The sequence below is a fragment of the Amycolatopsis sp. PSD-21 genome (assembly GCF_055561455.1).
In genome coordinates this window covers 5,254,573-5,279,848 of record NZ_CM145712.1, presented here as the reverse complement: position 1 = coordinate 5,279,848, position 25,276 = coordinate 5,254,573, and the positions used below count along the sequence as shown (strand labels likewise).

At 67.3% G+C, this 25,276-nt stretch carries 21 protein-coding genes; 13 read left to right on the top strand and 8 right to left on the bottom strand.

The genetic code is table 11. The features are described 5' to 3' along the window. On the bottom strand, positions 1–3,099 hold the full coding sequence (locus ACZ1DY_RS24835; RefSeq protein WP_465481017.1) for an AfsR/SARP family transcriptional regulator: 3,099 nt from the start codon (positions 3,097–3,099) through the stop codon (positions 1–3). Positions 3,100–3,324: 225 nt separating this feature from the next. Here ACZ1DY_RS24835 and ACZ1DY_RS24830 point away from each other — a divergent pair, with 225 nt between their 5' ends. The 4 genes from ACZ1DY_RS24830 (at position 3,325) to ACZ1DY_RS24815 (ending at position 6,047) form a co-directional block, all read left to right on the top strand. Further along, on the top strand, positions 3,325–3,504 hold the full coding sequence (locus ACZ1DY_RS24830; protein ID WP_465481016.1) for a hypothetical protein: 180 nt from the start codon (positions 3,325–3,327) through the stop codon (positions 3,502–3,504). Between the two features lie 79 nt (positions 3,505–3,583). Continuing rightward, positions 3,584–4,108: a hypothetical protein gene (locus tag ACZ1DY_RS24825; RefSeq protein WP_465481015.1), complete on the top strand. Its 525-nt coding sequence runs from the start codon at positions 3,584–3,586 to the stop codon at positions 4,106–4,108. Then, entirely contained in the window at positions 4,096–5,022 is a 927-nt protein-coding gene (locus ACZ1DY_RS24820; RefSeq protein ID WP_465481014.1) for a hypothetical protein, read from the top strand. Before ACZ1DY_RS24825 ends, ACZ1DY_RS24820 begins: the two co-directional genes overlap by 13 nt. Next, positions 5,019–6,047: a GNAT family N-acetyltransferase gene (locus ACZ1DY_RS24815; RefSeq protein ID WP_192742004.1), complete on the top strand. Its 1,029-nt coding sequence runs from the start codon at positions 5,019–5,021 to the stop codon at positions 6,045–6,047. The genes ACZ1DY_RS24820 and ACZ1DY_RS24815 overlap by 4 nt, the downstream gene beginning before the upstream one ends. 549 nt (positions 6,048–6,596) lie before the next feature. Here the strand turns inward: ACZ1DY_RS24815 and ACZ1DY_RS24810 are convergent. After that, on the bottom strand, positions 6,597–7,589 hold the full coding sequence (locus ACZ1DY_RS24810) for an aldo/keto reductase (RefSeq protein ID WP_465481013.1): 993 nt from the start codon (positions 7,587–7,589) through the stop codon (positions 6,597–6,599). Positions 7,590–7,776: 187 nt separating this feature from the next. On the opposite strand from ACZ1DY_RS24810, the gene ACZ1DY_RS24805 reads away from it, so the two are divergent. The 6 genes from ACZ1DY_RS24805 (at position 7,777) to ACZ1DY_RS24780 (ending at position 15,683) form a co-directional block, all read left to right on the top strand. Beyond that, positions 7,777–9,654 carry an ABC transporter ATP-binding protein gene (locus tag ACZ1DY_RS24805; protein WP_465481012.1) on the top strand — a complete coding sequence of 626 codons (1,878 nt, stop codon included), beginning with the start codon at positions 7,777–7,779 and terminating at the stop codon, positions 9,652–9,654. Then, on the top strand, positions 9,651–11,435 hold the full coding sequence (locus ACZ1DY_RS24800; RefSeq protein WP_465481011.1) for an ABC transporter ATP-binding protein: 1,785 nt from the start codon (positions 9,651–9,653) through the stop codon (positions 11,433–11,435). Before ACZ1DY_RS24805 ends, ACZ1DY_RS24800 begins: the two co-directional genes overlap by 4 nt. Before the next feature lie 90 nt (positions 11,436–11,525). After that, the gene (locus ACZ1DY_RS24795; protein WP_465481010.1) at positions 11,526–12,587 is read left to right on the top strand and encodes a phytanoyl-CoA dioxygenase family protein; all 1,062 of its coding nucleotides are present in this window, start codon (positions 11,526–11,528) and stop codon (positions 12,585–12,587) included. Further along, positions 12,569–13,882, top strand: coding sequence for a DUF6271 family protein (locus tag ACZ1DY_RS24790; RefSeq protein WP_465481009.1), 1,314 nt, complete (start codon positions 12,569–12,571; stop codon positions 13,880–13,882). The genes ACZ1DY_RS24795 and ACZ1DY_RS24790 overlap by 19 nt, the downstream gene beginning before the upstream one ends. A 14-nt stretch (positions 13,883–13,896) precedes the next feature. Then, positions 13,897–15,144: a type III PLP-dependent enzyme gene (locus tag ACZ1DY_RS24785; protein ID WP_465481008.1), complete on the top strand. Its 1,248-nt coding sequence runs from the start codon at positions 13,897–13,899 to the stop codon at positions 15,142–15,144. Further along, positions 15,144–15,683 (top strand): GNAT family N-acetyltransferase, encoded by a 540-nt coding sequence (locus ACZ1DY_RS24780; protein WP_465481007.1) that lies wholly within the window; start codon positions 15,144–15,146, stop codon positions 15,681–15,683. Before ACZ1DY_RS24785 ends, ACZ1DY_RS24780 begins: the two co-directional genes overlap by 1 nt. Here the strand turns inward: ACZ1DY_RS24780 and ACZ1DY_RS24775 are convergent. Both ACZ1DY_RS24775 and ACZ1DY_RS24770 read right to left on the bottom strand, forming a co-directional pair. Next, the gene (locus ACZ1DY_RS24775; RefSeq protein ID WP_465481006.1) at positions 15,655–16,563 is read right to left on the bottom strand and encodes an aminoglycoside phosphotransferase family protein; all 909 of its coding nucleotides are present in this window, start codon (positions 16,561–16,563) and stop codon (positions 15,655–15,657) included. The two genes, ACZ1DY_RS24780 and ACZ1DY_RS24775, sit on opposite strands and share 29 nt — an antisense overlap. A gap of 115 nt (positions 16,564–16,678) precedes the next feature. Continuing rightward, positions 16,679–17,791 carry a hypothetical protein gene (locus tag ACZ1DY_RS24770; protein WP_465481005.1) on the bottom strand — a complete coding sequence of 371 codons (1,113 nt, stop codon included), beginning with the start codon at positions 17,789–17,791 and terminating at the stop codon, positions 16,679–16,681. Between the two features lie 162 nt (positions 17,792–17,953). Here ACZ1DY_RS24770 and ACZ1DY_RS24765 point away from each other — a divergent pair, with 162 nt between their 5' ends. Continuing rightward, positions 17,954–19,117 (top strand): glycosyltransferase family 2 protein, encoded by a 1,164-nt coding sequence (locus tag ACZ1DY_RS24765; RefSeq protein ID WP_465481004.1) that lies wholly within the window; start codon positions 17,954–17,956, stop codon positions 19,115–19,117. Positions 19,118–19,171: 54 nt separating this feature from the next. Here ACZ1DY_RS24765 and ACZ1DY_RS24760 read toward each other — a convergent pair whose 3' ends face one another. Further along, on the bottom strand, positions 19,172–19,912 hold the full coding sequence (locus ACZ1DY_RS24760) for a class I SAM-dependent DNA methyltransferase (protein ID WP_257486208.1): 741 nt from the start codon (positions 19,910–19,912) through the stop codon (positions 19,172–19,174). A 149-nt stretch (positions 19,913–20,061) separates the two neighbouring features. On the opposite strand from ACZ1DY_RS24760, the gene ACZ1DY_RS24755 reads away from it, so the two are divergent. Together ACZ1DY_RS24755 and ACZ1DY_RS24750 are read left to right on the top strand one after the other, a co-directional pair. Further along, on the top strand, positions 20,062–21,084 hold the full coding sequence (locus tag ACZ1DY_RS24755; RefSeq protein WP_465481003.1) for a polysaccharide deacetylase family protein: 1,023 nt from the start codon (positions 20,062–20,064) through the stop codon (positions 21,082–21,084). A gap of 123 nt (positions 21,085–21,207) precedes the next feature. Beyond that, positions 21,208–22,401 (top strand): FAD-binding protein, encoded by a 1,194-nt coding sequence (locus tag ACZ1DY_RS24750; protein WP_465481002.1) that lies wholly within the window; start codon positions 21,208–21,210, stop codon positions 22,399–22,401. Between the two features lie 84 nt (positions 22,402–22,485). Here ACZ1DY_RS24750 and ACZ1DY_RS24745 read toward each other — a convergent pair whose 3' ends face one another. Genes ACZ1DY_RS24745 through galE form a run of 3 tightly spaced genes read right to left on the bottom strand, consistent with a single transcriptional unit; the run spans position 22,486 to position 25,153 of the window. After that, positions 22,486–23,283, bottom strand: coding sequence for an LLM class F420-dependent oxidoreductase (locus ACZ1DY_RS24745; protein WP_257486211.1), 798 nt, complete (start codon positions 23,281–23,283; stop codon positions 22,486–22,488). Next, positions 23,280–24,092, bottom strand: a complete 813-nt coding sequence (locus ACZ1DY_RS24740) for a phytanoyl-CoA dioxygenase family protein (RefSeq protein WP_465481001.1) — start codon at positions 24,090–24,092, stop codon at positions 23,280–23,282. The genes ACZ1DY_RS24745 and ACZ1DY_RS24740 overlap by 4 nt, the downstream gene beginning before the upstream one ends. Before the next feature lie 50 nt (positions 24,093–24,142). Then, positions 24,143–25,153 (bottom strand): UDP-glucose 4-epimerase GalE, encoded by a 1,011-nt coding sequence (gene galE / locus ACZ1DY_RS24735; RefSeq protein ID WP_257486213.1) that lies wholly within the window; start codon positions 25,151–25,153, stop codon positions 24,143–24,145. Positions 25,154–25,276 lie beyond the last annotated feature (123 nt).

Genomic DNA, 25,276 nt, shown 5'->3' with positions numbered 1-25,276 from the left:
TCACCTCGCGCGGGCGCCGCTGCAGCGAAAACAGCGCGTGTCGAGCCGGAGCGACTCAAGGTGGGCGCGAGCGAACTCGGCGTCGACCATGCCGTCCGGGTACAGCTCGATCGCCTGCTCCCAGCGCTCCTTCGCGGTGGTGATCTCCCGTTGAAGCGACGCCACGTGCGCGAGCCCTTCCAAAGCTCTCGCCTCGTAGCGCTTGGACCCGTAGAGGACGGCCTGCTCCCGCGCGTGGTCGAACACCTGCCGGGCCTGGTCGATGTCGTTCAGCGCGAGATTCGCCTCGCCGAGTACGTTCAAGGCCTCGCATTCGACCTTCCACAGGTCGAATTTCCTGGACAAGGACAGCGCGGCCCGGCCGTATTCGACGGATTCGCTCAGGTCTCCCAGCGATCGGTGTGCTTCGGCGAAGCCGAGCATCGCCACCGCACGGCCGTGTTCGAACCTGCCTTTGGTGCTCGCTTCGAGGACTTTCCCGAAGAGCTCGATCGCTTGCCGGTGATCACCCCGGTAGTGGAGCACCGCCGCGATACACCAGGAGGTCAAGGCTCTTCGTCGCGGATGGCTGTCGTCGGCGAGGATGCCGATGGCCCGGTTGAGATACCGCAAGGCGAGGTCGAACTGTCCCAGATCGCGGTAGATGACCCCGAGATTGTTCGCTATCGCGGCGCGGACGAAGGTCTTCGGGGTGAAGGAGATCAGTTGCTCGGCGGAGACGAAGGCGTCCCGGCCTTCCCGTAGCCGGTCTTCGTCCAGGTGCAGGTTGCCCAGTTCGACCAGCTGCTCGGCCTCCGCCCTCCGGTCGCCGAGGTCGCGGCTGATCTTCAGGGCCTGCTCGATGTAGTCCTTGGCCTGATTGGGTGACTTGCGCTCGCGGCAGATCGCCGCCAGCCCCTGCAGGCAGGTGGATTCCCCTTGGCTGTCCCGCAATCCGCGTGCCGCGCGCAAGGCACCTTGGAACAGCGAAAAGGCGGAACCTCCGTAGTTGTTGCGCAGCTTCATGAGCGGCTGTATCACGCAGGGGAGCTGCCACGCGTGCCTGAGCCAGTTGTTCTCCGCCGCGTACTTGGCGACCGAAAGCAGGTTGCTGTATTCGAGATTCAGGGCATCGACGGCCTCGTCGGACGAGCTGACTCGTTTGACGTGCCGGGGCGGGTGCTTGACCTGGACGGCGGCGCCGCCGGCACCGCTGTCCAGATATTCGCACCACGTGGCCGCACAATGCAGGTAATAGTCGAGCAGACGTTCCAGCGCGAGTTGGTGCTCGTTGCCGTCTTCGAGCTCTCCGAGTATCTGGCGTGCGCAGTCCTTCACCAGGTCGTGGAAGTAGAAACGCTTGCTCGACCGCTGCTTGACCAGGTTGTCGTCGAACAGTGATTCCAGGATGTACTCGGCCTGACCGTGGGACAGGCCGGAGATCGCCGCGACGAGGTAGGCGTCGAAGTCGATCCCCGGATGTGCCCCGAGCAAACGAAAGACAAGCTGTTGTTCCGGCCGGAGATACCGGTACGACAGACGCAGCACGGAGATCACGCTGCGGTCGTCGGCCGCCAGGAATCGCGCGCGCTGGCTCTGGTCCCGCAGCCGGTCCGTGAGATCCGCGATCGTCCAGTGTGGTCTGCTGCGCAATCTCGCGGCCGCGATGCGGATCGCGAGCGGCAGCCTGCCGCACAGCTCGGCGACGGTGGCCACCTCGTCGGCGTCATCGCGGCCGTCCCTGCCGGCGACCTGTTCGAACAGGGCGATGGCGTCGTCACGGGTGAGCACGTCCAAGGACATCGGAACGGCGCCGTCGAGCGTGGTGAGTTTGCGACGGCTCGTCACGAGCACGAGCACGCCGGCCGTACCCGGCAGGAGCGGACGCACGTGGTCGGCGTCGATCGCGTTGTCGAGCACCAGAAGTGCTCGCTGCCCGGCCATTTGCGACCGCCACAGCGCGCTACGGGCTTCGAGCTGGGGAGGAACGAGTTCGGGGGGCACACCGCTGCCGCGAAGGAGGGTGTCGAGCGCTTGTTCCGGCGCGACGGGTTCCAGTCCGGGGCTGAATCCGTGGAGGTCGACGAAGTACTGGCCGTCCGGATAGTGCTCGGCGATCTGGTGCGCGAGATGTACGGCCAAGGTCGTCTTGCCGACGCCGCCCATCCCGTCGATGGCGGAGATCACCAAGGCGGTGGGCGAGGTGTCCCTCGTCGTGGAAAGCAAGTGGGCCAGTTCGGCGGAGCGGCCGGAGAAGTCCCCGATGTCATGTGGAAGGTAGAACCGGCGGGCCGGTCCGCTCAGGGCGGGCGAAGGTGGTGAGTCACCCGAATGAGGTAAGCCGTCGTCGGGCGGCGTACGGCCCGGCACGACGTCATCGGGATCGGCGTCGCCGCTCAAGATCACCGCATGGAGCCTGCGGAGGTCTGGACCAGGGTCGATGCCGAGGTCTCCGGCGAGAATCCGCCTTCCCTCGTCATAGACGGCGAGCGCGTCCGCCTGCCGGGAACTGAGGTGAAGCGCTTGCATGAGGAGGCTCCGCAGTGACTCCCTGAGTGGATGGTCGGCGACCAGCTGACGTAGTTCGGCGACCAGCGACGCGGCTTCACCTGCCCGCAGGCGATGGGATATCAGGTCCTCGATGGCGGAAAGACGTTGCTCGTCGAGGTTGGCGGCCGCACTGGTGATCGTGTCCCCTTCGAGCCCGGCCAGTGCGTGACCCCGCCAAAGACGGAGCGCTGCCTCGAAAAGTTCGATCGCCTCAGGGATCCGTCCGGCGGACCCCGCCGCCCTCGCCTGCCGCGCCGTGTCGGAAAAGCGGTACGCGTCTACGACATTCGGCGGAACGTCCAGGCGGTATCCCAGGTCCGTCCTGGTTATGCGGACCTCTTCGCCCAGGGCTTCCAGCGTCCGGCGGAGACTGCCGACGGCGTTGTGGACCTGCTGCCGTGCCGACTGGGGCGGGTCTTCCCACAGATCACCGATCAACTGCCCGTCGGGGATCACCTGATTGGCGCTGAGTACCAGGAGCGCGAGCAGCTTCTGCTGCCTGGTGCCCGGAATTCCGATCGGACGACCGGCCGCCCACAATTCGATCGGCCCCAAGATCCGCAGCTCCACGGCTCCCCTCTCGCGCTGGTCGCTGCACCGCGAACCGTTCACCGCCGTACCCGGCAAGAGGCTCCGGCAGGGGTGCGACCTGCCACTGAGTCCAAGATCCTCTCAAGAGTAGCGAACCGGTAGCTCCAAGGTAGCCACCGCGGCTAATCTCGGTGGTGTCTATGAACCACCATCGCCTGGAATAGTGCATCGCGGTGGTTTATACCATTGAACTGGGGGATAGTGATGCGGACAGTCATGCTCGGGTTAGGTTGCGTCGCCGCGACGCTCGCCATCGCGGTCGCGATCGGTACACCGTCCGACGAGATGTACGACCGGAAACCGCGCTCGCAGAACAGCGTGGTTGAACAGGAGCCGTTCTCCGGGGTGAACTGGGACAACGTCTCAGATGCCGACCGCGGCTAGCACCGATTCGGAGGCAGGTCGAGCCGGCGCTCACGGCATCAGCGAAGGCGAGGATCCGGAGCAAGGCTTCCGGGGTTTCGTGCTCACTTCGTTGGTGCTGGGGCTCGGCTTCGTCCTCGCGTGTCTCGCGCAGGCCGACCTTTTCGGGATATCCGGGGGACTCCGGGACCGCCTCGACGCGTATCGCGTGTTGTGGCCGCAGGAATGGGTCTTCTTCATCGGTTTGGACAAGAGCTCGGTCGTGCCCTATCGCGCCGGGCACGACGGCCGGCTCGTCCGCCTGCACGAACGAGAGGTCTGGGGCGAGCGGCTCGGCGGACTCAACCGCGAACACGACGTGTACACGACCGAGGTACGGCAGATCGCCGACCGGATCCCGGATCGGTACTGGCAGGAATGCGGCCAGGGAGGCGAAATGCGCTGTGAGAAGGTACCGGACCCGGCTTTGCTCTACCGGACGGAAAACCCCTTGAAGTCACCGACCCTCTGCGGCCGCGCCGTGCTCGCCATCGAGCGCGCGTCGTCCTCGGAAGCCGGATCCCGGCGCGACGGGCCCTGGGCGGCCTACCGAGTCGCTTCGGTGGATCTGCGATGCAGCGGCTGACCGGCCTCCGGCGCAGGCTCGGTACGGCGATCGAGCGGCACGAACCGCGGGGGCGGGCCTTCGCGATGGGGCGAAGCCTCCTCGCCGCGGCGACCTTGAGCGTTCTGCTCTTCAATGCGGATACCACGCTGTTCGTGGCTTCGCCCGACGCACCGCAGGGACTGCGCTGTGGTGGCATCCGTTCGGCCTCATTGTGGTGCCTGGCCGCCGAAACGGAGACGGGGCAGGCGCTCCCCAGGCTCTTGGCGATCGCCACGCTACTGGTCGTGCTGTCGGGTTACCGGCCTCGCTGGACCTGCCTTCCCCACTGGTACGTCACCTTCAGCCTCGCGGTCAGCATGCCGTTGGCCAACGGGGGCGACCGAGCGGCCGCGATCGGGGCGATGCTGTTCGTCCCCCTCTGCCTCGGGGACGGCCGGACATGGCACTGGAGCGCCCCCGTGGCTCCGCTGCCCATGCGGTGGCGAGGCGGTTCGTTCGCCGCCCTGTGGTGTCTTCGCGGCCAGCTGTCGCTGATCTACCTGACGGCGGCCACCCACAAGGTGCTGGACCCGGCGTGGTCGCGGGGTGACGCCCTGTACATGGTGGCCTTCGACGCGCAATTCGGCTTCCCGCTGCCGATCCGCGATTTCCTGGGCCCGTTGCTCGCTTCGAGCGGGCTCATCGCGACGTCGACCTGGGGCGTGGTCGCGCTCCAGTACCTGATCGCCGTCGCGATCCTGGCAGGCGGCAAAGGGCGGAAGCCGGCGGTCGGGTGCGGGATCGCCCTGCACGTCGCCATCGGTCTGCTGCTGGGGTTGCCGGGCTTCGGAACGGTGATGATCGCGTTGCTGCTCTGCGCCGCATCTTCGTCAGGCGGTGGGCGCGTGGTGGCGCCCGCGCCCGAACTGGCGGGGGCGGGCCGAGGCCGGTGACCACCGGCCTGGTGATCGAGCGGTTCGACCCGTCTCTGGCCACGGAAGCGGACTTCGTCGTCTGCCACCGGGTGATGCTGGCCAGTCAGGTCGTGGACCGGCCCGGAGAACCTCCACTGCCACTCGCGGAGCTGGTCGCGCGGATGAAAAGGCCCATGCCGGGTTCGGGCGCGGTCGCGTACTGGCTGGGCCGTCGCGGCGGGGAGGTCGTGGCGTTCGCCCAGGTGTGTTTCCTCGACGAGGAGAACAGTGATATCGGGCTGACCGACGTGCGGGTGCATCCCGCATACCGTCGCCAGGGGATCGGGGTCGCGATGTTGCGTGCGCTGCTCCCGGAGCTGAGGATCCAGGCGCGCCGGGTCGTCGAGTGCTGGGAAGTGGTCGCGGGCACCGCGGGACAGCGGTGGGCCGAGGCGCTGGGGTTCCGGCCGGTACGCGTGATCACCAGGCAGGTGCTGGTGATCGCCGACGTCGACCGGAGGTCGTGGGAGGTCGACGTGCCCGCCGGGTACCGGCTGCTGCGGTGGCGGGGATCCGCCCCGGACGGCGTCGTCGATTCTTACGCCGTGGCACGAGGGGCGATCCACGACGCCCCCTTGGGGGAATCGGGTTACCGGTGGCCGGAATGGTCGGTGCCACGGGTGCGGGAGAAGGAAGCGGAGCTGCGGGCGCAGGGGCTCGTGCAGCGGGTGGTCGTCGCCTTGCACGAGCTGTCCGGGACGGTCGCCGGATTCACCGAACTCTGCACCCATCCCCGGCGCCCCGACTGGGGATATCAGCGCGACACGGCCGTGCTCGCCGCGCACCGCGGTGCGGGCTTGGGGCGGTGCGTCAAGGCGCACATGATGCGGTGGCTGCTCGTCGATTGTCCCGCACTGGAGCGGATCGGCACCACGACCGGCGCCGAGAACGCGCACATGATCCGCGTCAACCGCGAGATGGGTTACACGGCCCTGCGTTCCCTGGTCGCCGTCCAGCAGGAACTCACCGCCGTGGAGAATCGGCTGGCGACGCCACGCCGGTAACAGGTTCGTACCGGGCGCGGGCCGACCGGACGAACCCCTGACCAGCAAGAGTAGTAGACGAGTCTCCACCTGGTAGTGGTGCGTGTAACAATTTTCTGGAAGGCCGGAACGTTCACTGGGGTGATCCAAGCCGCGTCCGGAACCGGCTGCGCCGGACGTTCTCGCCTTCGGGAAATTCCCGAATCCGAACCTGGTCTCTACTGGGGAAATTGGGTGGTAAGCCCGGCGAATCGCGCCGAGGGAAAAACCATTCCACCTGTTCTTGTTCAAGCCTGAGAAAGGTAGGAGAAGGCTGTGCGAAAGTCGTCCGACGCGACATCGAACGGTGAAACAGTGGAATTCCGGTCACCGGGTTCCGGGGGGTCGACCTCCTCGGAAGTCGACTGGCCGAGTCACTCTGGCCGGCTATAGGCGGGGTAAGGCGATTTCGGCTTGACCGGGCGTCCCGGTCGTCGCCCATAGGTACCGTTTCGCAGTGCGGATAGCGCGTTCGGCCTGATCGTCGGTGGAAAGAACGGTCAGGCCGAACGCGAACCGCGGCCGCGCCGGTCACCACAAATGGTGAATCTGCCCCCGAATCCGACGGTCGTAGATCTCCTCGACGGCGCTGAGCGTCGCCGCGGAAAGCGGGGGCGAGCCGGCGGCGGCCGCGTTCTCCCGCGCCTGTTCGACGCGCGTGGCGCCCGGGATCACCGATGTCACCCCGGGCTGGTCGATGATCCAGCGCAGTGCGAGCTGCGCCGGAGTTCGCTGCCCCGATGCGAGTTCACCGAATTCCCGTGCCGCCGCGACACCGGTGGCGTAGTCGATGCCGGAGAAGGTCTCACCGACGTCGAAGGCCTCGCCGTTCCGGTTGTAGGTGCGGTGGTCGTCGGGCGCGAAAGCCGTATCGTGACGGAACTTCCCGGACAACAGGCCCGACGCCAGGGGAACCCTGGCGATGATGCCGACGCCCGCGGCTCGCGCGGCGGGCAGGACGCGTTCGAGTGGCTTGCGGCGGAAGGGATTCACGATGATCTGCACACTGGCGACAGCAGGCTGGGCGATCGCGGCCAGTGCCTCGTCGCACCGTTCCACGCTGACGCCGTACGCGGCGACACGCTTCTCGTCGACCAGCGTGTTCAGGGCGTCGTAAACCGCGGCGGTGCCGAAGACCGGTGTCGGCGGACAGTGCAGCTGCACGAGATCGAGCGTGTCGACGCCGAGGTTGGCCCGTGAGCGGTCTGTCCAGGCCCGGAAGTTGTCCAAGGTGAACTCGGCGGGATCCTGCGGTCCGCGCCTGCCCATCTTCGTCGCCACGAGGAGGTTCTCAGCGCCCTTGCCGTCGAATTCGCGCAGGAACCGGCCGATCAGGCGCTCGCTGCGCCCGTCTCCGTACACGTCCGCGGTGTCGAAGAACGTGATGCCGGAATCCGCGGCCGCCCGCAGGATCGCCGCCGCGTCGTCCTCGTCCACCGAACCCCAGTCCGCGCCCAATTGCCAGGTCCCGAGGCCGATCACCGAAGCCCGTTGCCCGGTCCTGCGGAATGTCCTCTGCTCCATCCGAACCGTCCTTGTCCGTCTTCCGGGCCAACGCGCCAGGCAGTCCGTCACGCGGAGTGCGCTGCGGGAACCCCGGTTTGCCAATCTGGGCCCTTGGATTTGCCATAGTGTCGCACAGTCTGGCAAGCTGTGGAAACCTCCGGTGATCCCGCGGGAGGCGGTGAGGCACGGTGACGGAGGTTGGCACGTGACCGCTCTGGTGGGCCTGGTGTGGCGGCGTGCGGGCCGCTGGCTGCGGATACTCAGTCTGCTGCGCTACGTACCACCCGCCACGCTGGTGATGGCGCTGCTGCTCAACGTGCTGCTCGGGTTGCTCCCCATCGGCTTCGTCGTCGCCATGAGCGTGCTGCTGCAGCGAGTGCCCGCCGCGATCGGCGGCGATCCCGCCGCGTGGACGGCCCTGCTCGCCGTCTTGGCCGTGGCCGGTGCCGCTTTCGGGCTGCAGCAGACACTCGCGCCGTTCCAGGCCGCGGCCGGTGAACTGGTCATGCGGCATGTCGACGGCCGATGCCGTGTCCTGCTCATGCGCGCCGCGCTGGTGGACGCGCCGGCGATGGCGCTGGACGACCCGGAGCTGCTCGACGACGTCAACGCCGCGCGAGAGGCTTTCGACCGCGCTTCCGCGTCGCCGGGCGACGCGGCCGCGGGTGCCGTGGCCCTCGTGGCCAGGTACACGCAACTCGTCGGTGCGGTCGTCCTCGTCGGTATCACCTTGAGTCCGCTGGCCGCCGTCGTGATCGGCGTGACGGCCGTGGTGATCCGCTTCGGTCAACGCGGTTCCCTCGGCAAGTTCGGTGATTTCTACGACGGGCTGGCCGGGGAGCGGCGCAAGGTGTCCTATGTGAAGGCACTCGCGTCCGGTCCGCAGGCGGCCAAGGAGATCCGTCTTCTCGGGCTGGTCGACTGGCTGCGCGACCGGCACCGCCGGGACGACCTCGGTTACCTGCGCACGATGTGGCGAGGCAGGCGGGCGCTGCTCGGGCCGCCGTTCCTGTGGCTGTCCGCGGCCGGGCTCGTCGGTGCCACGGTCGTGTTCCTCCTGCTGGCCGGGCACGGTGGACTGAGCCTGCTCGAACTGGGCATCGCGCTGCAATCGGTGCTGATCCTGATGCGGTTCGGCGTCTACTTCCCGGAATGCGACGTGCAGACCCAGTACGGGTCGCTGGCCTACGAGGCGTTGCTGGCGTTCCGCGACAAAGGCCGCTCCCTGCGCCCGCTCGAATCCGGCCTGTCCTTGCCGTCCGACGGCCTGCCGCGGCGGTCGATCCGGTTCCACGACGTCGGATTCCGGTATCGCCCCGATGGCCGCGAGGTGCTCGCGGGGCTCGATCTCGAAGTGCAGGCCGGCACTTCGCTGGCCGTGGTCGGCCTCAACGGCGCCGGCAAGACCACGCTGGTCAAGCTCCTGACGCGGCTGTACGACCCGACCAGCGGACGGATTTCCGTCGACGGACGCGATCTGCGCGACATCGAACCGCGGGACTGGCATCGGCGGCTCGCGGTGATCTTCCAGGACTACGTTCGCTACGAACTTTCCTTCGCCGACAACATCGCGCTCGGCGCGCCGGAGTTCGACGCCTCGGACGAGGATCTGCTGGCGGCGGCCCGGCGCGCGGGAGCGGCGGAGATGCTGGGGTCCATGCCGGACGGTCCGCGGACCGTGTTGTCCCGTCAGTACGAGGGTGGCCGGGACCTTTCCGGCGGCCAGTGGCAGCGGGTGGCACTGGCCCGCGCCCTGCACGCGGTGAACGCGGGAGCATCGGTGATGGTCCTCGACGAGCCCACCGCGCAACTCGACGTGCGCGCCGAGGTCGAGTTCTTCGACCGCTTCCTGGACATCACCCGCGGCCTGACCACGGTGATCATCTCGCACCGGTTCTCCACCGTCCGCCGGGCGGACCAGATCGTGGTCCTGGAACACGGCCGGGTCGCCGAACGCGGCACTCACGACCAGCTGCTCGCGGCGGGCGGGCGGTACGCCACCCTGTTCCGCCTGCAGGCGGAACGGTTCACCGACGAAACGGCGCCGCCGGTTCTCGAATCCACAATGGACGAGGTTTCATGAAGAACCTTGCTCGCACCGCACGGTGGTTGTTCACCCTCGCCTGGCAGGCCGACCGGGCTCGCCTGCTCAAGGCGATCGTCCTGCTGACACTGGGCTACCTGGCGACGCCGGGGATCGCACTCGCCCTGGGAGCCTTCACCGACAACCTGCTCGATGGCCGGCTTGGCGCCACCTTCGTCGTCGGGGTGCTCATCGCCCTGGTCCTCGTGGCCGAACTGATGATGGGGCACTTCGCGCATCTGTACTACTACGAAGTCGGCGAACTGGCGGAGTCGCGGATCAATTCCGAGCTCATCCGCTACGTCAACGGCACTCCCGGGGTCGAGCATCTGGACAACGCGAAGTTCGCCGACACGGTCACCCTCGTGCGCGAGGAGATCCAGAAGGCGCGGGCCTACATCGAAGCGCTGCTGCAGGTGGTGCTGCTCGGCGGGCAACTGATCCTCACCACCGTCATCTTGGCTTCGCTGGAACCGTGGCTGCTGCTCCTGCCCCTCGGCGCGCTGCCGCCGGTGATCATGGGCCGCTACGCGCAGCGGTCCATCGACCGCTCGCGCGACGCCGCGGTGGAACAGAACCGGCTGGCCCGTCATCTGCTGCACGTGGCGACCTCGTCCTCGTCGGCGAAGGAAGCCAGGATCCTCGGTGCGGAGGCGGCACTGAAGCGGCGGCATGACCAAAGCTGGCGGGAGGCGACGGCGAAGCTGTGGCGTGGACAGCTGGCGGGAGCCGCGCTGCGCGCGCTCGGCCAGGTGACCTTCGCCGCCGCTGTCTGCGCCACCGTCTATCTCGTGCTGCTGCAGGCCGTCCGCGGCCTGGTGACCGTCGGCGACGTCGTCCTCGTCATCACGTTGGCCGTGCAGGTCAACGCGCAGGTCGCCGCCGCGTTGAGCGTGTTGTCGACCTTGCACGCGGCGGGCCACACCCTGCGGAGGCTGGATTCGCTGAAGACATGGCCGACGAGGGTGCCCCGGACACCGGCCGCGGTCAGGCCCGTCCCGGCGCGGTTGCGGCACGGCATCCGGCTCGAAGCGGTGAGCTTCAGCTACCCCGGAAGCGATCGGCCGGTGCTGCGTGAGGTCGACCTCGACCTGCCCGCCGGCCGCACTGTCGCGCTGGTGGGGGAGAACGGCGCGGGGAAGAGCACACTCGTCAAACTGCTGTGCGGGCTGTACGAGCCCACGGCGGGCCGGATACTGGTCGACGGTGTCGATCTGCGGGAAATGCCTCCGGAGGAATGGCGATCCGCGATCTCCACGCTGTTCCAGGACTTCGCGCGGCTGGAGTTCACGTTGCGCGAAAACGTGGGTGTTGGCGACCTCGCCCGGATGGGGAACGACGACGTCTTGACCGGCGTGCTCGGCCGGGCCGGTGCCGAGCCGATCGTGCGGCGGGTACCGGGTGGTCTCGACGGCGCGCTGGGACACGGTTACACGGATGGCGCGGAACTGTCGGGCGGGCAGTGGCAGACACTGGGGCTCGCTCGTTCCGCGCTGCGCGACCAGCCACTGATGCTCGTGCTCGACGAGCCCGCCGCGGCACTCGACGCGGCGGCCGAGCACGCGACCTTCGAGCAGTACGCCGGTTCCGCCGGTGAGGTGGGCAGGAACGGCGGCGTCACGCTGTTCGTTTCGCACCGGTTCTCGACGGTCCGGATGGCCGACCGCATCGTCGTCCTGGAGGGCGGCAGGGTGGCGGAGATCGGTGACCACGCCGAGTTGCTCGCGAGCAGAGGCCTCTACGCCGATCTGTTCGAACTGCAGGCCCGTAGTTACAGCTGACGTCACCTGGCATTGCCAAGCTCTTGGCAACATATTGCCAAGAGCTGATCGGCCCTCTAGACTCGTTGTCGTTCAACGTCTGGAGGGTAGATGCCACCACGTGGCCATGACCTGTATCGAGCGGATTCGGACATTCCCTATTGGAGTTCCGACGGCGAGTCGTATGTCGCGCAGGTCCCGTTGAAGGAAATACGGAAGACCCGGCCGTTGCGGGTCCTCTCCGAAGCGGATTTCGACTTCTGGCAAACCTGGGGCTATGTCGTCGTGCGAAGGGCGATCTCGGCCTCGGCCGCGAAATCGCTGCTGGATTTCGCCTGGGAGTTCCAGGGGCTCGACCCCCGGCGGCCGGAGAGCTGGTACGCCGAGCGCGAGTTCCGGACGGAACTGGAACGGGATCTGTACATCTACGGCTTCGTCGAGGCTTACCACCACCAGCTCCTGTGGGACTCCCGGCAGACGCGGCGGGTGTACGACGCGTTCGTGGATGTGTGGGACTGCGAAGAACTGTGGGTGAGCCTGGACCGGCTCAACCTTAACCCGCCCAATGTCGGGAACCGGTCCCGGTCGCTCATCGAGCCCACGGAGAAAGGGTTCGACATCGAGCTGCACTGGGACCTCGACAGCACGTTGCCGGAGCCACCGCAACGCGTGCAGGGCATCATCGCGCTCAACGACACGCGGCCCGAACTCGGCGGCTTCCAGTGCGCGCCGGAACTGTTCCGGACGTTCGAGGAGTGGAAGGCGGAGCAGCGACCGGATCGCGATCCGATCCGGCCGTCGATCGACCGGGCGCGGACTCCGGTCGTCAGGCCGGAACTCGAGGCTGGCGACCTGCTGATCTGGAACGGAATGCTGGCACACGGGGTGGCGCCCAACACCTCCGGGAACGGTGTGCGGGCGGTCCAGTACCTCGCCATGATGCCCTCGCTGGAATCGCACACCACGTTGAAGCGATCGCGGGTCGAGTCCTGGCGGTGGCTGAAGACGCCGGAGTGGAACCGAACGCTGGTCGGTGCCAGGGAACGGCCCGAATGCGAGAGGTATCCGGCCGCCGAGCTGAACGACCTGGGTGCGAAGCTGCTCGGCCTCGAACCGTGGCGACGGCGACACACTTCGCCACGAGGAGAGAAGGCATGCGGAAGATCTGCCTGACCCTGCCGACGAACAGAGCCTGCGCGGACACCCTGTCCGCCGTCATCGAAGAGGCGCGATACGCCGTCGAACGATTCGACGTCGAAGTGCGCGTGCTGGTACTGGACAGTTCGGACGCGCACGACTTCGCCGCACATGCCCAGGTCGTCCGCGCGGCTCGCCGGGTGCCGAAGGTGAGCCTCTGGCATCTGGACGAGGCGTACCAGCGAAGCTTCCTGAACGGGGTGATCCGGCGAGCGGGCCTCGACCGGCAGTCGCGGCTGCCCGGCTTGATGCTTCCGGCGGGTGTGTCCTATGGCGCCTGCACCAACCGCGCGTTCCTGTTCGGCGCGGCACTCGGCTGCGAGTCGGTCCATCGCCGGGATTCCGACAGCCGCTATCAGGTCTTGAACGACGCCAAGATCTTCCCGATCCACCATGAGCTCGCTTCGCTCGGCAAGAGCGCGGCCCACGCGGCGCCCGGTGTTTCCGAATCCGTGCTGGATCCGGGTCTCGCGGAGCGGCCTGTCGTCCTGGTGGGTGGCTCCTTCGTCGGCGAACCCTCGGTGGACATCGAGGAGATCCACCGCATGGACGAGGATGTCTACTACGACATCGTGAGCCTCTGGGCTCCTGCCCACGCATCGGAAGATGAGAAGCGGAACCTGGTGAAGGAGTCCTTCCGTGGGTCCGGTGCCGGCCCGTTCACCCGGGACCGTTCGACACTGAACGTCCTCGACCCGATGCGCGTGGACATGTGCAACATCGGCTTTTCGCGGGTGCATGAGCAGATACCGTTGCTGCCTGCCACGGATACGATCGGCAGTGACTATTTCCTGCTCCACGTCGTCCACGCCACCGGGCTGCCCGCCGTTCAGCACAACCGCGACATCGTGAACTTCCATACACCGGAACGGCGAACCGAGTCCGGCTTCGTCGGCTACCAGCTGCGGTTGGCGAAGTTCTTCCTTTCGATGCAGTACCTGAACTTCATCTACGGCCGGATGAAGACGGCGGGCGAGTCCTTGTGCGACGAACGGGATCACGTGCGCGCGTCCGCGATATCGGCGCTTGTCAGGGAAAGTCTCGAGCTGGACGACGAGGAGAACGTACTGCGGCTGGCCTGTCTCCAACGCGCCTACCGAAAGCTCGGCGGTAAGTACACGAAACTCGCTGAAATCCTCGCGGCGCGAGGATCCCGCTTGCTTTCCGAAGCTCGGCAGGACATCGCGGATTTCGCACTGTTGATCGACCACTGGGAACGACTGATGTCGGCGAGCAGGGAAGCGGATCTCGTATCCCCGCCTGGCGGATGAGGACAAGCCACACCATGTTCGACGACAAGCGACTGCTCGCCGCCTTGGCGGCGGCCTCCGAGGACCAGATCGTCTTCGACCTCCAGGGAATCGGCGAACGCCACGCCTCTTTGAAACGCGAACTGCCCGGCGTCGCCGTCCGGTTCGCGATGAAGGCCTGTCCGGTGGACGCCGTCGTCGAGTTCCTTGCCCGGCAGGGAGCCGGGTTCGACGCAGCGAGCCCGGGTGAGATAGCGACCGCGCTCGGCGCGGGAGCGCCGCCCGGTTCGGTGCATTACGGGAACACCGTCAAATCCGATCAGCACATTCTCGACGCCTTCCGGCTGGGCGTGCGGGACTTCGCCACGGACAGCGTCGAGGACGTGCGGGCGATCGCCACGCACGCCCCGGGGGCGAAAGTGTTCTGCCGTCTGGCCACCACCGGGGACGGAGCGCTTTGGGGGCTGAGCGGCAAGAGCGGATGTTCAGGCCCGGAAGCGGTGCGGGTGGCGGAGACGGCGCGAGCGATGGGTTTGAGGTTCTCGGGTTTGTCGGTGCATGTCGGTTCGCAGCAGATGACCACCGAAGCGTGGACGGACGCGTTCGATTCCCTGGCGGAGGTGCTGATCGCCCTGAAGCGGAAGGGGATCCTGCTCGAACACGTCAACCTCGGTGGCGGTCTTCCCGCGCTCGGCTACCTCGACGAACGGGGGAGACCCCTGATTCCCCCGCTCGACAGGATATTCGAGACGATCCGGGCGGGCATGGGGCGGCTTCGGCGAGCGGCCGGGACCAGACTGGCCTTCGTCATCGAACCCGGCCGGTACCTGGTCGCCGACCACGGCGCGATCCGTGCCCACGTGGCGCGACTGTCCGAACGGGAGCTGCTCGACGGCCGGCGTCGGCGCTGGCTGTACCTGAGCTGTGGCAAGTTCAACGGCCTGTACGAGATGGACCAGATCCAGTACCGCCTGGAGTTCCCGGCGCACCGGGACGGCGAGTACGGTCCAGCCATCGTCGCCGGACCGAGCTGTGACAGCGACGATGCCGCCGGTCATGGCCGGTACCCGGCGCGGGTTCCCCTCGGCGTGGTCTCGGGCGATCCGGTGTGGATACTCTCGAGTGGCGCCTACACGACCAGCTACACCACGCTGGGGTTCAACGGTTTCAGCCCGCTCCCGTACACGGTGGCACACGGCGGTGACACCGATGAGCGCAAGCCCACACGAGTGTTCACCACGGTGACGGCCACACCGGTCTCGCGGTCGACGAGCTTCACGTGATGTCCGCGGATATCCGGATCCGGCATATCTCGGCGCGGGACTGGCCGGACATCCGCGGCCTGGAAACCTCGGCCTACCAGGCCTCCGGGCTCTCGGAGGGCGAGGATGCGCTGCGCTCACGCGCCGCGCTGTCTCCGCTCACCTGTTTCGTGCTCGACGCCGGACGCCGGACGGCGGGGTACTTGATCGCGTTGCCCTACCGGCTGTTCGGGTGCCCGGACCTCGCCAGGCCGGAAAGCGTGGGCCACCGGGACTCGCGGAACCTGCACCTGCACGATCTGGTCGTCGCCAAGGACTTTCGCCGCCATGGCCTGGCCACGCGTCTCGTGCGCCACCTCACGCTCCGCGCGGTATCGCTGTCCTACGAACGGATTTCACTGGTGGCCGTCGTCGGCAGCGGTGGTTTCTGGTCGGCGAACGGTTACCGGGCGTACCCCGGGGCAGGACTTCCGGCAGGCTACGGTGAGGATGCCGTGTACATGTCCAGGGCGCTCCGGCCCGGCGGGCACGCTATCGGAAATCCTTCAGCGTTTCGGTGATCTGGTGGCGGGTGTTCTCCGCCACCCGGGGGTTCGTGGCCGCATAAGCCGTGTAAGCGTTCAACCCGGTGCTCAGGGCGTAGCCGCGGCCCCTGGCCCAGGTGGCGTCGTCGACGTCCAGCGTGGCACGAAAGGTCTCCCGCGCCGGCGAGGGCAGAAGGGTCCACGCGATCAGCAGATCGCACGCCGGATCGCCCACGCCGAGCCCGCCGAAGTCCAGCACGGCGCTGAGGTTGCCGTCCACGGTCAAGAGGTTGCCAGGGTGCAGGTCGCCATGGATCCAGACCGGTGGCAGGCTCCACGGGGGAGCGGCCATGGCCGCTCCCCAGACCTCGGTGAGCGCGGTGCCGTCGAAAACGCCGTCCACGGCCTCGATCGCGGCGCGGGTCGCGGGATCACGACGGGCGAGCGGGGCGCCGATGAAGCTGTTGTGCGGCCCGGGAAGGAGTGTCTCGTCCGGCGGCACCCGCTGGAGGGCCTTCACAAACTCCGCCAGTTCGACAGCGGTCCTGTCCGCGTCGGCGAGTCCGCCGATGGTCGCGGTCTCCCCTTCGAACCACCGCGAAACGCACCAATACCACGGATAGCCTTCACCTGGCGAGCCGAGCGCGACGGGCGTGGGAACAGGAAAGGGCAGTCGCGGGGCGAGGCGCGGAAGCCACTGGAACTCCTTCCGCGGTTGCCCGGTGGACCAGTCTCCGCGTGGCAGGCGTACCGCCAGGTCGTCCCCGAGCCGGTAGATCACGTTGTCCGATCCGGCGGGCTCCAGGCGTTTCAACGGAAGTGACGCCAGGTCCGGCAGCTGGGCGGCGAGAAGCCGCTCGACCAAGGGGGCGTCGATCACCGGGTTCGCGCCGGTCTGCTCGATCGTCACGGACATCTCCTCGATGATCTGTCTCGCGGTCCTGGACTTCCGCGGTCGATCACACCACGCGGGCCGTCGCCCGTCGAGCCGGATTCCGCGGCCGACGACCCGCGCGGTGCGAAGTCCGTGCTCAGCCCGACGCGCGGGACGCCTCCCGCGCCGCGCCGGCACGCACGCCGTCGAGGATCAGCGGTTCGAGTGCTGAGCCGACCGCCGGCAGCCAGCGGGCCGGTACGACGCGGCGCACGGCACCCGGCCCGAACGTCGCGAGCGCGGCCTTCGTCAGCGGTCCGGTGAAGTCCGGTGTCCTGCCGACGGCGCGGGCGTGTTCGGCCGTGATCACCCCGAGCAGGTACGCGACGATCCACAGCTCGGAAAGGGAGATTTCGCTGAGCCGGTCGACGAGGAACTCGCGTTGCGGATGCCTGTCCAGTGCTTCCTCGAGTAGGACCATCATGTCCTGGTAGGTGACACCGCGTTCGCGCAGCCAGACCCGCGCCGAAGACCGCACCCGTCCGTCCACAGAGGACTCGTCGGGGACGCAGGCGTCGGCGTACTGCCCCCAGAAGTCGTAGTACGGAACGGTGGCCGGCGCGGTCAGCAGCGAATGAGGACCGTCGGGGACGGCGTCCGGCGGCGGGAGGCAGGCGGCCGAGCGGTTACCCATGACATTGTTGCCGACGAGGCTGATGTCGTCCCGGTGGTCCACGAGATTGGCCACCGGGATCACCGTCCGGATGCCCAGGTCGCTCAGGTAGTCCAGGAGCGCGACATCGTCCGGGGCGCCCTCGTCGACCTTGGCCTGTACGTATTCCTCGAAACCGCGTGCGACTTCGGCGGGCAGCACCAACGCCACGGCCGGGATGTAGTCGTCCACGACCGGGGCCATGGTGTAGCCGAGCATCGCGGCGATCCGGATGACGTGCGAAGTGCGTGAGCCCCATTCGGTGAACAGGCTCACCGCGGCGTCGGGTTGCGCCGCGATCAGGGAGTTCAGCCTTCGGGTGAAGTCCGCGGACGGCACCGCGTCGTCCTGGATGACCAGGTGATGGGTGGCGCCGGGATCGACCGCGGCCCAGGCGAGCCGGGCCGCGCGCAACGCGGCCGGGGGACCTTCGGGTTCGGGGTCGACCACGACCTTCAACCCCAGTTCCGGCAGGCCGTCGGCCACGGCGCGCGCCGCGTCGATCCGCTTCGGATGCGTCATCACGGCGCCGGAGAGCCGGATCGGAGGTGGTGTCACGGTTGCTCCCGGTAGAGGTCGTCGTCTCAACGCTGTTTTGCCGGCTCCGGGCCGGAGCCACCCCATCCTACCCCAGGGTTGCCAGGGTCTTGTCAATAACTTGCCATGGTGTGCGCACGCGTCCTATGCTTCGGCCGGTGTCGAGCCGTGCGAGGAGTGGCCGTGAATAAACCCGTGCTCAGTATCGTGATCCCGTACAAGCAGCGACTGCAGACCTTGAAACCGGTGTTGCGGTCGCTTGCCGAGCAGACGCTGGACAGGGCGAAGTTCGAAGTCGTACTGGGTGTGCTGGAGCACGATCCGGAATTCGCCGCGTTGTGCCGTGAGTACACCGGAAAGATGAAAGTCCTCTCCGTGCAGGTCGAGGAGGACTGGAACACCAGCAGAGCCACGAATCTGGGCATCCGCCAGGCCTCCGGCGAGATCATCTGCCTGGTGGACGCGGACGTGGTGCTGGCGCCCACGGCGCTGCAGACCCTGTGCGACCGGTATTTCCAGCACGGTCACAACATCTGCGCGATGGGCCAGGTGCTCGGCTACGAGGAGGTCGTCCCCACCGAGGTCGGCGATGTCGAGGTGCGGCCGTTCGAGCACTACCGCAAGGTACTCGAGGAATTGGCGACGGCGGACCGGGTGAAACTGGATCCTCGTTTCTCCGCGGAATACGCCTCGGCTTATGCCAGGTATCCGTGGGCGTTCGCCCGTACCGGCCTCATGGCCATTCCGGCGGAGACCATCCGGCGGCACGATCTGATGCTGGACGAAGGCTTTGTCAGCTGGGGGCCGGAGGATCAGGAATGGGCACTGAGGATCTCCCGGAGCGGAACACCGCTCGTACTCGCGCACGACGTGTACGGGATACATCTTCCGCATCGCCGGGACCAGGCGGCACAGGACGTCTCGGCGTCCATCACCAACCGCTACTACCTCGCCAAGTGGCCGCGTCTCGACCTGGAACTGGCGCTGACCTTCGGTGGCTGGGTCGAGATCGATGCGATCTGTCCGGAGATCGAGCGGGAGCTGGCGGGCGTGGCCCCCGGTGGTTCGCTCGGTCTCGTCCGCGGAAAGATCGACGGGATCCCCACCCTGGTGGTCGGGGCCGTGCTGGATGGACAGGCGGAACTCGATGATCCCGAACTCGGCGAATGGTTCGACTGCCGTTCCAAGCTGGAGGTCATCCCCTTGGTCGGCTTCGCGATGCCCTTCGAGGACCGGTTCTTCGAGGAGTGCCGCGTTCTCGCGCCGATCCCGAAGTTGAGCGAAAAGTACCGTGAAGCCGTATATCGGGAAGCGAACCGGGTCTCGCGTAAACTCGTGACGGCTTAGCGACGGCGGTGCCGGCGATGGTTCGTGACCATCGCCGGCACTCCGCTTTCCAGGTCAGGCCGCCGGTTTCTCCCAAACGGAAACGTGCTGATCGCTTTCACTGGTGAACGGGTCGCGTGACCATCCCGCCCATCGGTCCCGCAGGCGTAGCCCGGCCAGCCTGGCCATCAGATCGAGTTCGGACGGCCACACGTAGCGGAACGGGATCGTGTGATAGCTGCCGCGGCCATCGACGACCTCGACGTAGTTCGAGCTCATCGCCTGGGTCGCCACGTCGTAGATGTCGAACGCCCATTTCGTGGGGCTGACATGGAAGGGGACGACGTTCTGGCCTGCCGGGAGTTTCCGCAATTCCGGGACGCCGACCTCGATGACGAAGCAGCCGCCTGGTTCGAGATGGTCGGCGACGGTACGGAAGCAGGCCACCTGCTCGTCCTGTGTCGTCAGGTTGTTGATCGTGTTGTAGACCAGGTAGGCGACCGAGAACGTTCCGTCGACCTTGGTCGTCGCGAAGTCGCCGATCGTCACCGGAATCGCTTCACCGCCCGGTTTCTCGCGTAACTTGGCCACCATCGCCCGCGACAGCTCGATGCCGTGTACCGGGACTCCGCGGCGCGCCAGCGGAAGCGCGACGCGTCCGGTCCCGATCCCCAGTTCCAGTGCGGAACCCTTGCCCGCCAGTTCCGCCAGCAGATCGACGACCGGGTCCACGGCGCTCGGCTCGAACATGCTCGCGGACGACTGGTCATAGGTCGCCGCGACGTCTTCTCCGAAATATCCGTCAGATTCGTCCACGGCCGTACTGTAACGCGGGGGTACCTCAGGCAGCCAGCCGAACGGGCAAATTTGTGTCACGAATGTTGACAAGGTTGGCAATATGGCTGATTCTGGACTTCGGGCTCGCTCGCCGGGCCACCAGTCTTCGCCGGACGAGGGGGAGTCGGATGTTGTACTCGGGAATCGGCTGGAGCGAGACCGGCTTCGAAGTACAGGTCATCGACGACCAGGGAGAACCCGCGTTTCCCGCCGAGAGGTTCGCCCCGGGACGGATCCGGGACCTGATCGCGTACCTGCGCGGGTTGCCGCGGACTCCGGTCGTGGTCGTGGAGAGCACGAACGGGGTACTCGACGGCCGCCTGATGGCGGCGGGCATCGAGGTCCACCGAGCCGATCCCGCCGTGTTGCCCGCGCGTCCGGTCTTCGGTTCCGTGCCGGCGATCGACCTCGCGCGGGTGGGCAGGCTGAACCTGCGGGCGCTGACCAAGCTGGAACGCGCGCGGGGCACCCAGACCGGGCGGGAGGACGAACTCGAGGCGGGCTTCGCGGGGAACGAAGCGGCGGCCGGCGAGCTCGCCGCGCAGGGCCGCTGGTTCGGTCACGGCAGCCGGGAGCGTCGCCAGGTCGCGCTGACCTTCGACGATGGTCCGCAGCCTCCCTACACCGACCTGGTTCTCGACATCCTCGAGCGCTACGGGGTGCCCGCGACCTTCTTCTGCGTCGGGACTTACGCGAAGGCACATCCGGAGTCGCTGGCCAGAATGGCCGAGCAGGGACACGCCATCGGCAACCACACCTGGTCGCATCCGTTCCTGCCGGAGCTGACCCGGCCACAGCTGATCGAGCAGATCGAACGGACCGGGGACGCCATCGCCGAAGCGTCCGGTTCGAAGACGACGTTGTTCCGGCCACCCTACGGCCTCTGTTCTCCCGAGGTGGTCGGCTGGCTGGGTGAGCTGGATCTGACGACCGTGCTGTGGGACGTCGCGCCGGACGACTGGATGATGCCGGGCACCGATTTCATCTCCCGGCTGGTCCTGGACGGGGCCCGGTCCGGTTCGGTCGTGCTCCTGCACGATTCCGGCGGCGACCGCACGCAGACCGTGGGCGCGTTGCCGCAGATGATCGAAGGCTTGCTGGCACGCGAGTTCCGCTTCGTCGCCGTCGACGACCTGTCAACGGCTGAATGAGCTACCCGGCTCCACCTCAGTTGAGCCGGGCATCGGCAGCTAGTCACAGTTGGGGGGAAGATGACAACGACACACGCCCCGATCACGAACTGGGCAGGGAATGTCACCTTTGACGTGAACCGCATGCACCGGCCGAAATCGGTCGACGAGTTGCGGCGCGTCGTGGCTCGCTCTCCGCGCGTTCGCGCGCTCGGTACCGGGCACTCGTTCAGCCGCGTGGCCGGTACCGAGCACGACCTCGTGCGGCTGGACGGGTTGCCGCGCCGGGTGGTGATCGATCACGACGCGCGGACGGTGACCGTGAGCGGCGGCCTGCGGTACGCGGACCTGATCTACGTGCTGCACCGGCAGGGTTTCGCGCTCGCGAATCTGGCTTCGCTCCCGCATATCTCGATCGCCGGAGCGTGCGCGACCGGCACGCACGGTTCCGGCGACACGCAGCGGTGCCTCGCTTCTTCCGTCGCCGGTATGGAGCTCGTCGGCCCGGACGGTGATCTGATCGAGGTGAGCCGCGTGGCCGACGGGGACGAATTCGCGGGTTCGGTGGTGGCACTGGGAGCGCTCGGGGTCGTCACCAGGATGACCCTCGACATCGAGCCCGCTTTCGCCATGGCACAACGAGTTCACTTGCTCGTTCCACTGGACGAGGTGGCATCGTCGCTGGACGAGGTGTTCGGGGCCGCCTACAGCGTCAGCTTGTTCACCGACTGGCGCGACACCGGCGACGTCTGGTTGAAGCGCCGCCTCGGCAGGCCCGAGTCGGGCTGGGACGGCGGTCAGCGGGCCCAGGAACCCATGCATCCCGTGCCCGGCATGCCGGTCGAGCTCAGCACCGAGCAGCTGGACGTGGGCGGTCCGTGGCACGAGCGGTTGCCACACTTCCGGCCCGAACTGACCCCGGGGGCCGGCGAGGAACTCCAGTCCGAGTTCTATCTGCCCCGCGCGGCCGCGCCGGCGGCGTTCGCCGCGATCCGCGAGATCGGCGAACTCGTGGCGCCGGTCATGCACATCGCGGAAGTGCGCACCGTACGCGGGGACGACCTGTGGCTGAGTCCCGCCTACCACCGTGACACCGTGACCTTCCACTTCACCTGGATCGACTACTTCGACGCCGTCGAGCCCGTGCTCGCGGAAGTGGAGAAGCGGCTGCTGCCGCTCGGCGCCCGCCCGCATTGGGGCAAGTTGACCACGATGGCGCCTTCCGAGATCGCCGGCGTGCACGAGCGGGCCGCCGACTTCGCGCGGTTGATGCGCAAGTACGACCCCGAAGGCAAGTTCCGCAATGCCTTCGTGGACGACATCTTCGGGCAGGGGTAAGCGTTCCTGCCGACTGCTGCCATGACCGAGCCCCTTTCGCGAAGCTCTCCGCGAAAGGGGCTCGGTCATGACATTCGCGCGAGGTCACCCGTTCTGGCTGTCGCGCCAGGAGATCCATTCTCGCAGTGGTTTCAGGTCGTAGTCCGGGCCGTCGATGCCGACGGTGAACAAGGAAGCACCGAGCCCGCGCAACCGGGGGCCCAGCTCGTCCGGTCGACCGACATGCGACGGGGTGCCGAACACCCCGGTGGAGATCTCGATCTCACCGGGGTCGCGCCCCACCGCGGCGCAGTGGCCCTTCAGTACGTTCACCTTGTGCGCCAGCGTTTCCGGGTCGTGAAAGCCGTGCCAGATGTCCGCGTGCTCGGCGACCAGCCTGAGGGTCTTCTTCTCCCCGACGCCACCGATCAGCATCGGGATCTTCCTGGTGGGTGGTGGATTCAGTTTGGCGAGCCTGGTTTCGACGCGGGGGAGCGACCGCGCCAGGTCGGCGAGCCTCGTGCCGTCGGTGCCGAACTCGTAGCCGTACTCGGCGTAATCCCGCTCGCACCAGCCCGAGCCGATGCCCAGGATCAGCCTGCCTTCACTGATGTGATCGACCGTACGCGCCATGTCGGCGAGCAGTTCCGGGTTCCGGTAACCGTTGCAGGACACCATCGGGCCGATCTCCACCCGGCTGGTCGACTCCGCCAGCGCGGCGAGCATGGTCCAGCATTCGAAATGCGGGCCGTCGGGATCGCCCCACAGCGGGAAGAAATGATCCCAGTTGAAGATGATGTCGACACCGAGCGCTTCGGCTTCCGCCGCGGTTTCCCGGATCTTCCGGTAGCCGGCGTGCTGGGGCTGCAACTGCAGTCCGATCCGGACGGGACGGCCGGTCACGACATCGCACCGTGTGCGGAGAACTCGGTGAAGTGCCGTTCCGCGAACAGTTCCGGCCTGTCGTCACCGAGTCCCAGCTCGCGGGCCCTGCTCAGGATGTGCCGCCAGTACGGCTTCACCGGCGGCCACCGCGTTCCGGTCTGGCAGTAGGAGCTGTCCACGAAGTACCGCGGTTTGGCCGACTGCCCGTCCTTCGTGCGCCGGGCGTGGAAGAGCGCCGAGTGCAGGACCACGGTCGAGCCGGGAGGAAGCCGGTCGATGACGACCTCGCCCGGTAGCACGGCGGTGCCCAGATGCGCCCGTGCCGTCTTGCCCGCCTCTTCGAGATGGGAACCGGGCAGCACGACGAGCGAGGCCGTGTCCTCGGCGAGCCCGTCGAGATAGTGCAACGTGTGGACCATGAGGGGGGAACGGTCGCTTCCCTCACCCTGCTCGTAGTCGTGGTGCCACGGCTTCCCCGGCAGATCCGGGGCCTGCCGGTCACTGTGCAGGTGGTGGAACACGAACTCGGTGCCCAGCAGCGCTTCGAGCAGTTCCATGAGCGGCCGGTGGGTGATGAGCTCGCCATGGGCGGGCAGTTCCAGCTCCACGACCGGAGGCGACCCGTGGGTTTCCGGATCCTTCGCCGCGGCGATCGACTTCGCCCGCAAGCCGTCGTCGACCCACCGGTCGACCTCGGAGCGCATCCGGTTCACCAGCTCCGCCGGCAGGAATCCGGGCAGGATCAGGTAGCCGAGCCGGTGGAACCGGTCGAGTTCGGTGGCATCGAGCACAGGTGATGCCGAGGCCGGACGTCGATGAGTTGTCATGGTGTTCGGAACTCCCCTCTGTGGTGATTGGCAAGGGCTACGCGGCCGGGTCAGCGCGCGCTCGCCGTGTCCAGTCGTGACCACGCCTGCCAGGCGCTCCGCACCATGGCGTTGAGGTCGTGCCGTGCCTTCCAGGCGAGATCGTGCGCGATCTTGTCGACGTTCGCGACTATCTCGGGCGCGTCGCCCGGTCTCCGTGGCAGTGCGGTCACTTCGACGGGAAGGCCGGAGACGGCCCGGATCGCGTCGAGCACCTCCAGTACGGAGTAGCCGACGCCGGTGCCCACGTTGTAGATGTCCGCGGACTGCTGCCTTTCCAGCCGCTCGACGGCCGCGGCGTGGGCGTCGGCGACATCGGCGATGTGCACGTAGTCGCGCACTCCCGTGCCGTCCTTCGTCTGGTAGTCGATGCCGGTGACCATCGCGGGCCTGCCCGCGGTCACTTCCTGGAACACCAGCGGGAACAGGTTGTCGTTGCTGGTGTCGGCGAGCAAGGGGTGTACGGCGCCGACCACGTTGAAGTAGCGCAGGGCCACCCAGGACAGCCCGTTGGCCGTCCCCGCGGACCGGAGCAGCCATTCGCAGATCAGCTTTGTCTCGCCGTACGGGCTGATCGGGGCCGTCGGGGTCGTCTCGGTGACCAACGGGTTGTTCGGCACCCCGTAGACGGCGGCGCTCGACGAGAGCAGGAATCTCTTGACGCCCGTGTCGATCATCTCGTCGAGGAGTATCCGCATGCCTTCGACGTTGTCGCGGTAGTAGCGCCGCGGGTAGGCGACCGATTCGGTCGCCGATTTCCGCGCGGCCAGATGGATCACGCCGTCGACCCGGTGCTCACGCAACACCGCGCTCACGACTGTGCGATCGGCGACGGAACCGATGACCAGTGGCACGTCGCCGGGCACCCGTGCCGCGTCGCCGGTGGACAGGTCGTCCAGCGCCACGACACCGCGCCTGTCCGCGCGCAATCGTCGGATCACGTGAGAGCCGATGTATCCGGCGCCGCCGACCACCAGCCAGCTTCCGGGTTTCGCTGGCTTCACTGTCTCGCAGATCTTCATGCCCATCCCGCAGGTAAAGCCGGCGCGGACGAAGCCGACAGCACCAGCTTGCCTTAAGGCGGGCAATCTTGACAAGGAGAATTGACAATTTGGCAACATGGCCTGATTGTGGTCTCATTCGTC

Bases quoted from the DNA above. Each gene is read 5' to 3' on its own strand.
- ACZ1DY_RS24830 (WP_465481016.1), top strand. From the start codon at position 3,325: ATGCGGACAGTCATGCTCGGGTTAGGTTGCGTCGCCGCGACGCTCGCC.
- ACZ1DY_RS24820 (WP_465481014.1), top strand. From the start codon at position 4,096: ATGCAGCGGCTGACCGGCCTCCGGCGCAGGCTCGGTACGGCGATCGAG.
- ACZ1DY_RS24810 (WP_465481013.1), bottom strand. From the start codon at position 7,589: ATGGAGCAGAGGACATTCCGCAGGACCGGGCAACGGGCTTCGGTGATC.
- ACZ1DY_RS24800 (WP_465481011.1), top strand. From the start codon at position 9,651: ATGAAGAACCTTGCTCGCACCGCACGGTGGTTGTTCACCCTCGCCTGG.
- ACZ1DY_RS24795 (WP_465481010.1), top strand. From the start codon at position 11,526: ATGCCACCACGTGGCCATGACCTGTATCGAGCGGATTCGGACATTCCC.
- ACZ1DY_RS24790 (WP_465481009.1), top strand. From the start codon at position 12,569: ATGCGGAAGATCTGCCTGACCCTGCCGACGAACAGAGCCTGCGCGGAC.
- ACZ1DY_RS24785 (WP_465481008.1), top strand. From the start codon at position 13,897: ATGTTCGACGACAAGCGACTGCTCGCCGCCTTGGCGGCGGCCTCCGAG.
- ACZ1DY_RS24780 (WP_465481007.1), top strand. From the start codon at position 15,144: ATGTCCGCGGATATCCGGATCCGGCATATCTCGGCGCGGGACTGGCCG.
- ACZ1DY_RS24775 (WP_465481006.1), bottom strand. From the start codon at position 16,563: ATGTCCGTGACGATCGAGCAGACCGGCGCGAACCCGGTGATCGACGCC.
- ACZ1DY_RS24755 (WP_465481003.1), top strand. From the start codon at position 20,062: ATGTTGTACTCGGGAATCGGCTGGAGCGAGACCGGCTTCGAAGTACAG.
- ACZ1DY_RS24750 (WP_465481002.1), top strand. From the start codon at position 21,208: ATGCACCGGCCGAAATCGGTCGACGAGTTGCGGCGCGTCGTGGCTCGC.
- ACZ1DY_RS24740 (WP_465481001.1), bottom strand. From the start codon at position 24,092: ATGACAACTCATCGACGTCCGGCCTCGGCATCACCTGTGCTCGATGCC.
- galE (WP_257486213.1), bottom strand. From the start codon at position 25,153: ATGAAGATCTGCGAGACAGTGAAGCCAGCGAAACCCGGAAGCTGGCTG.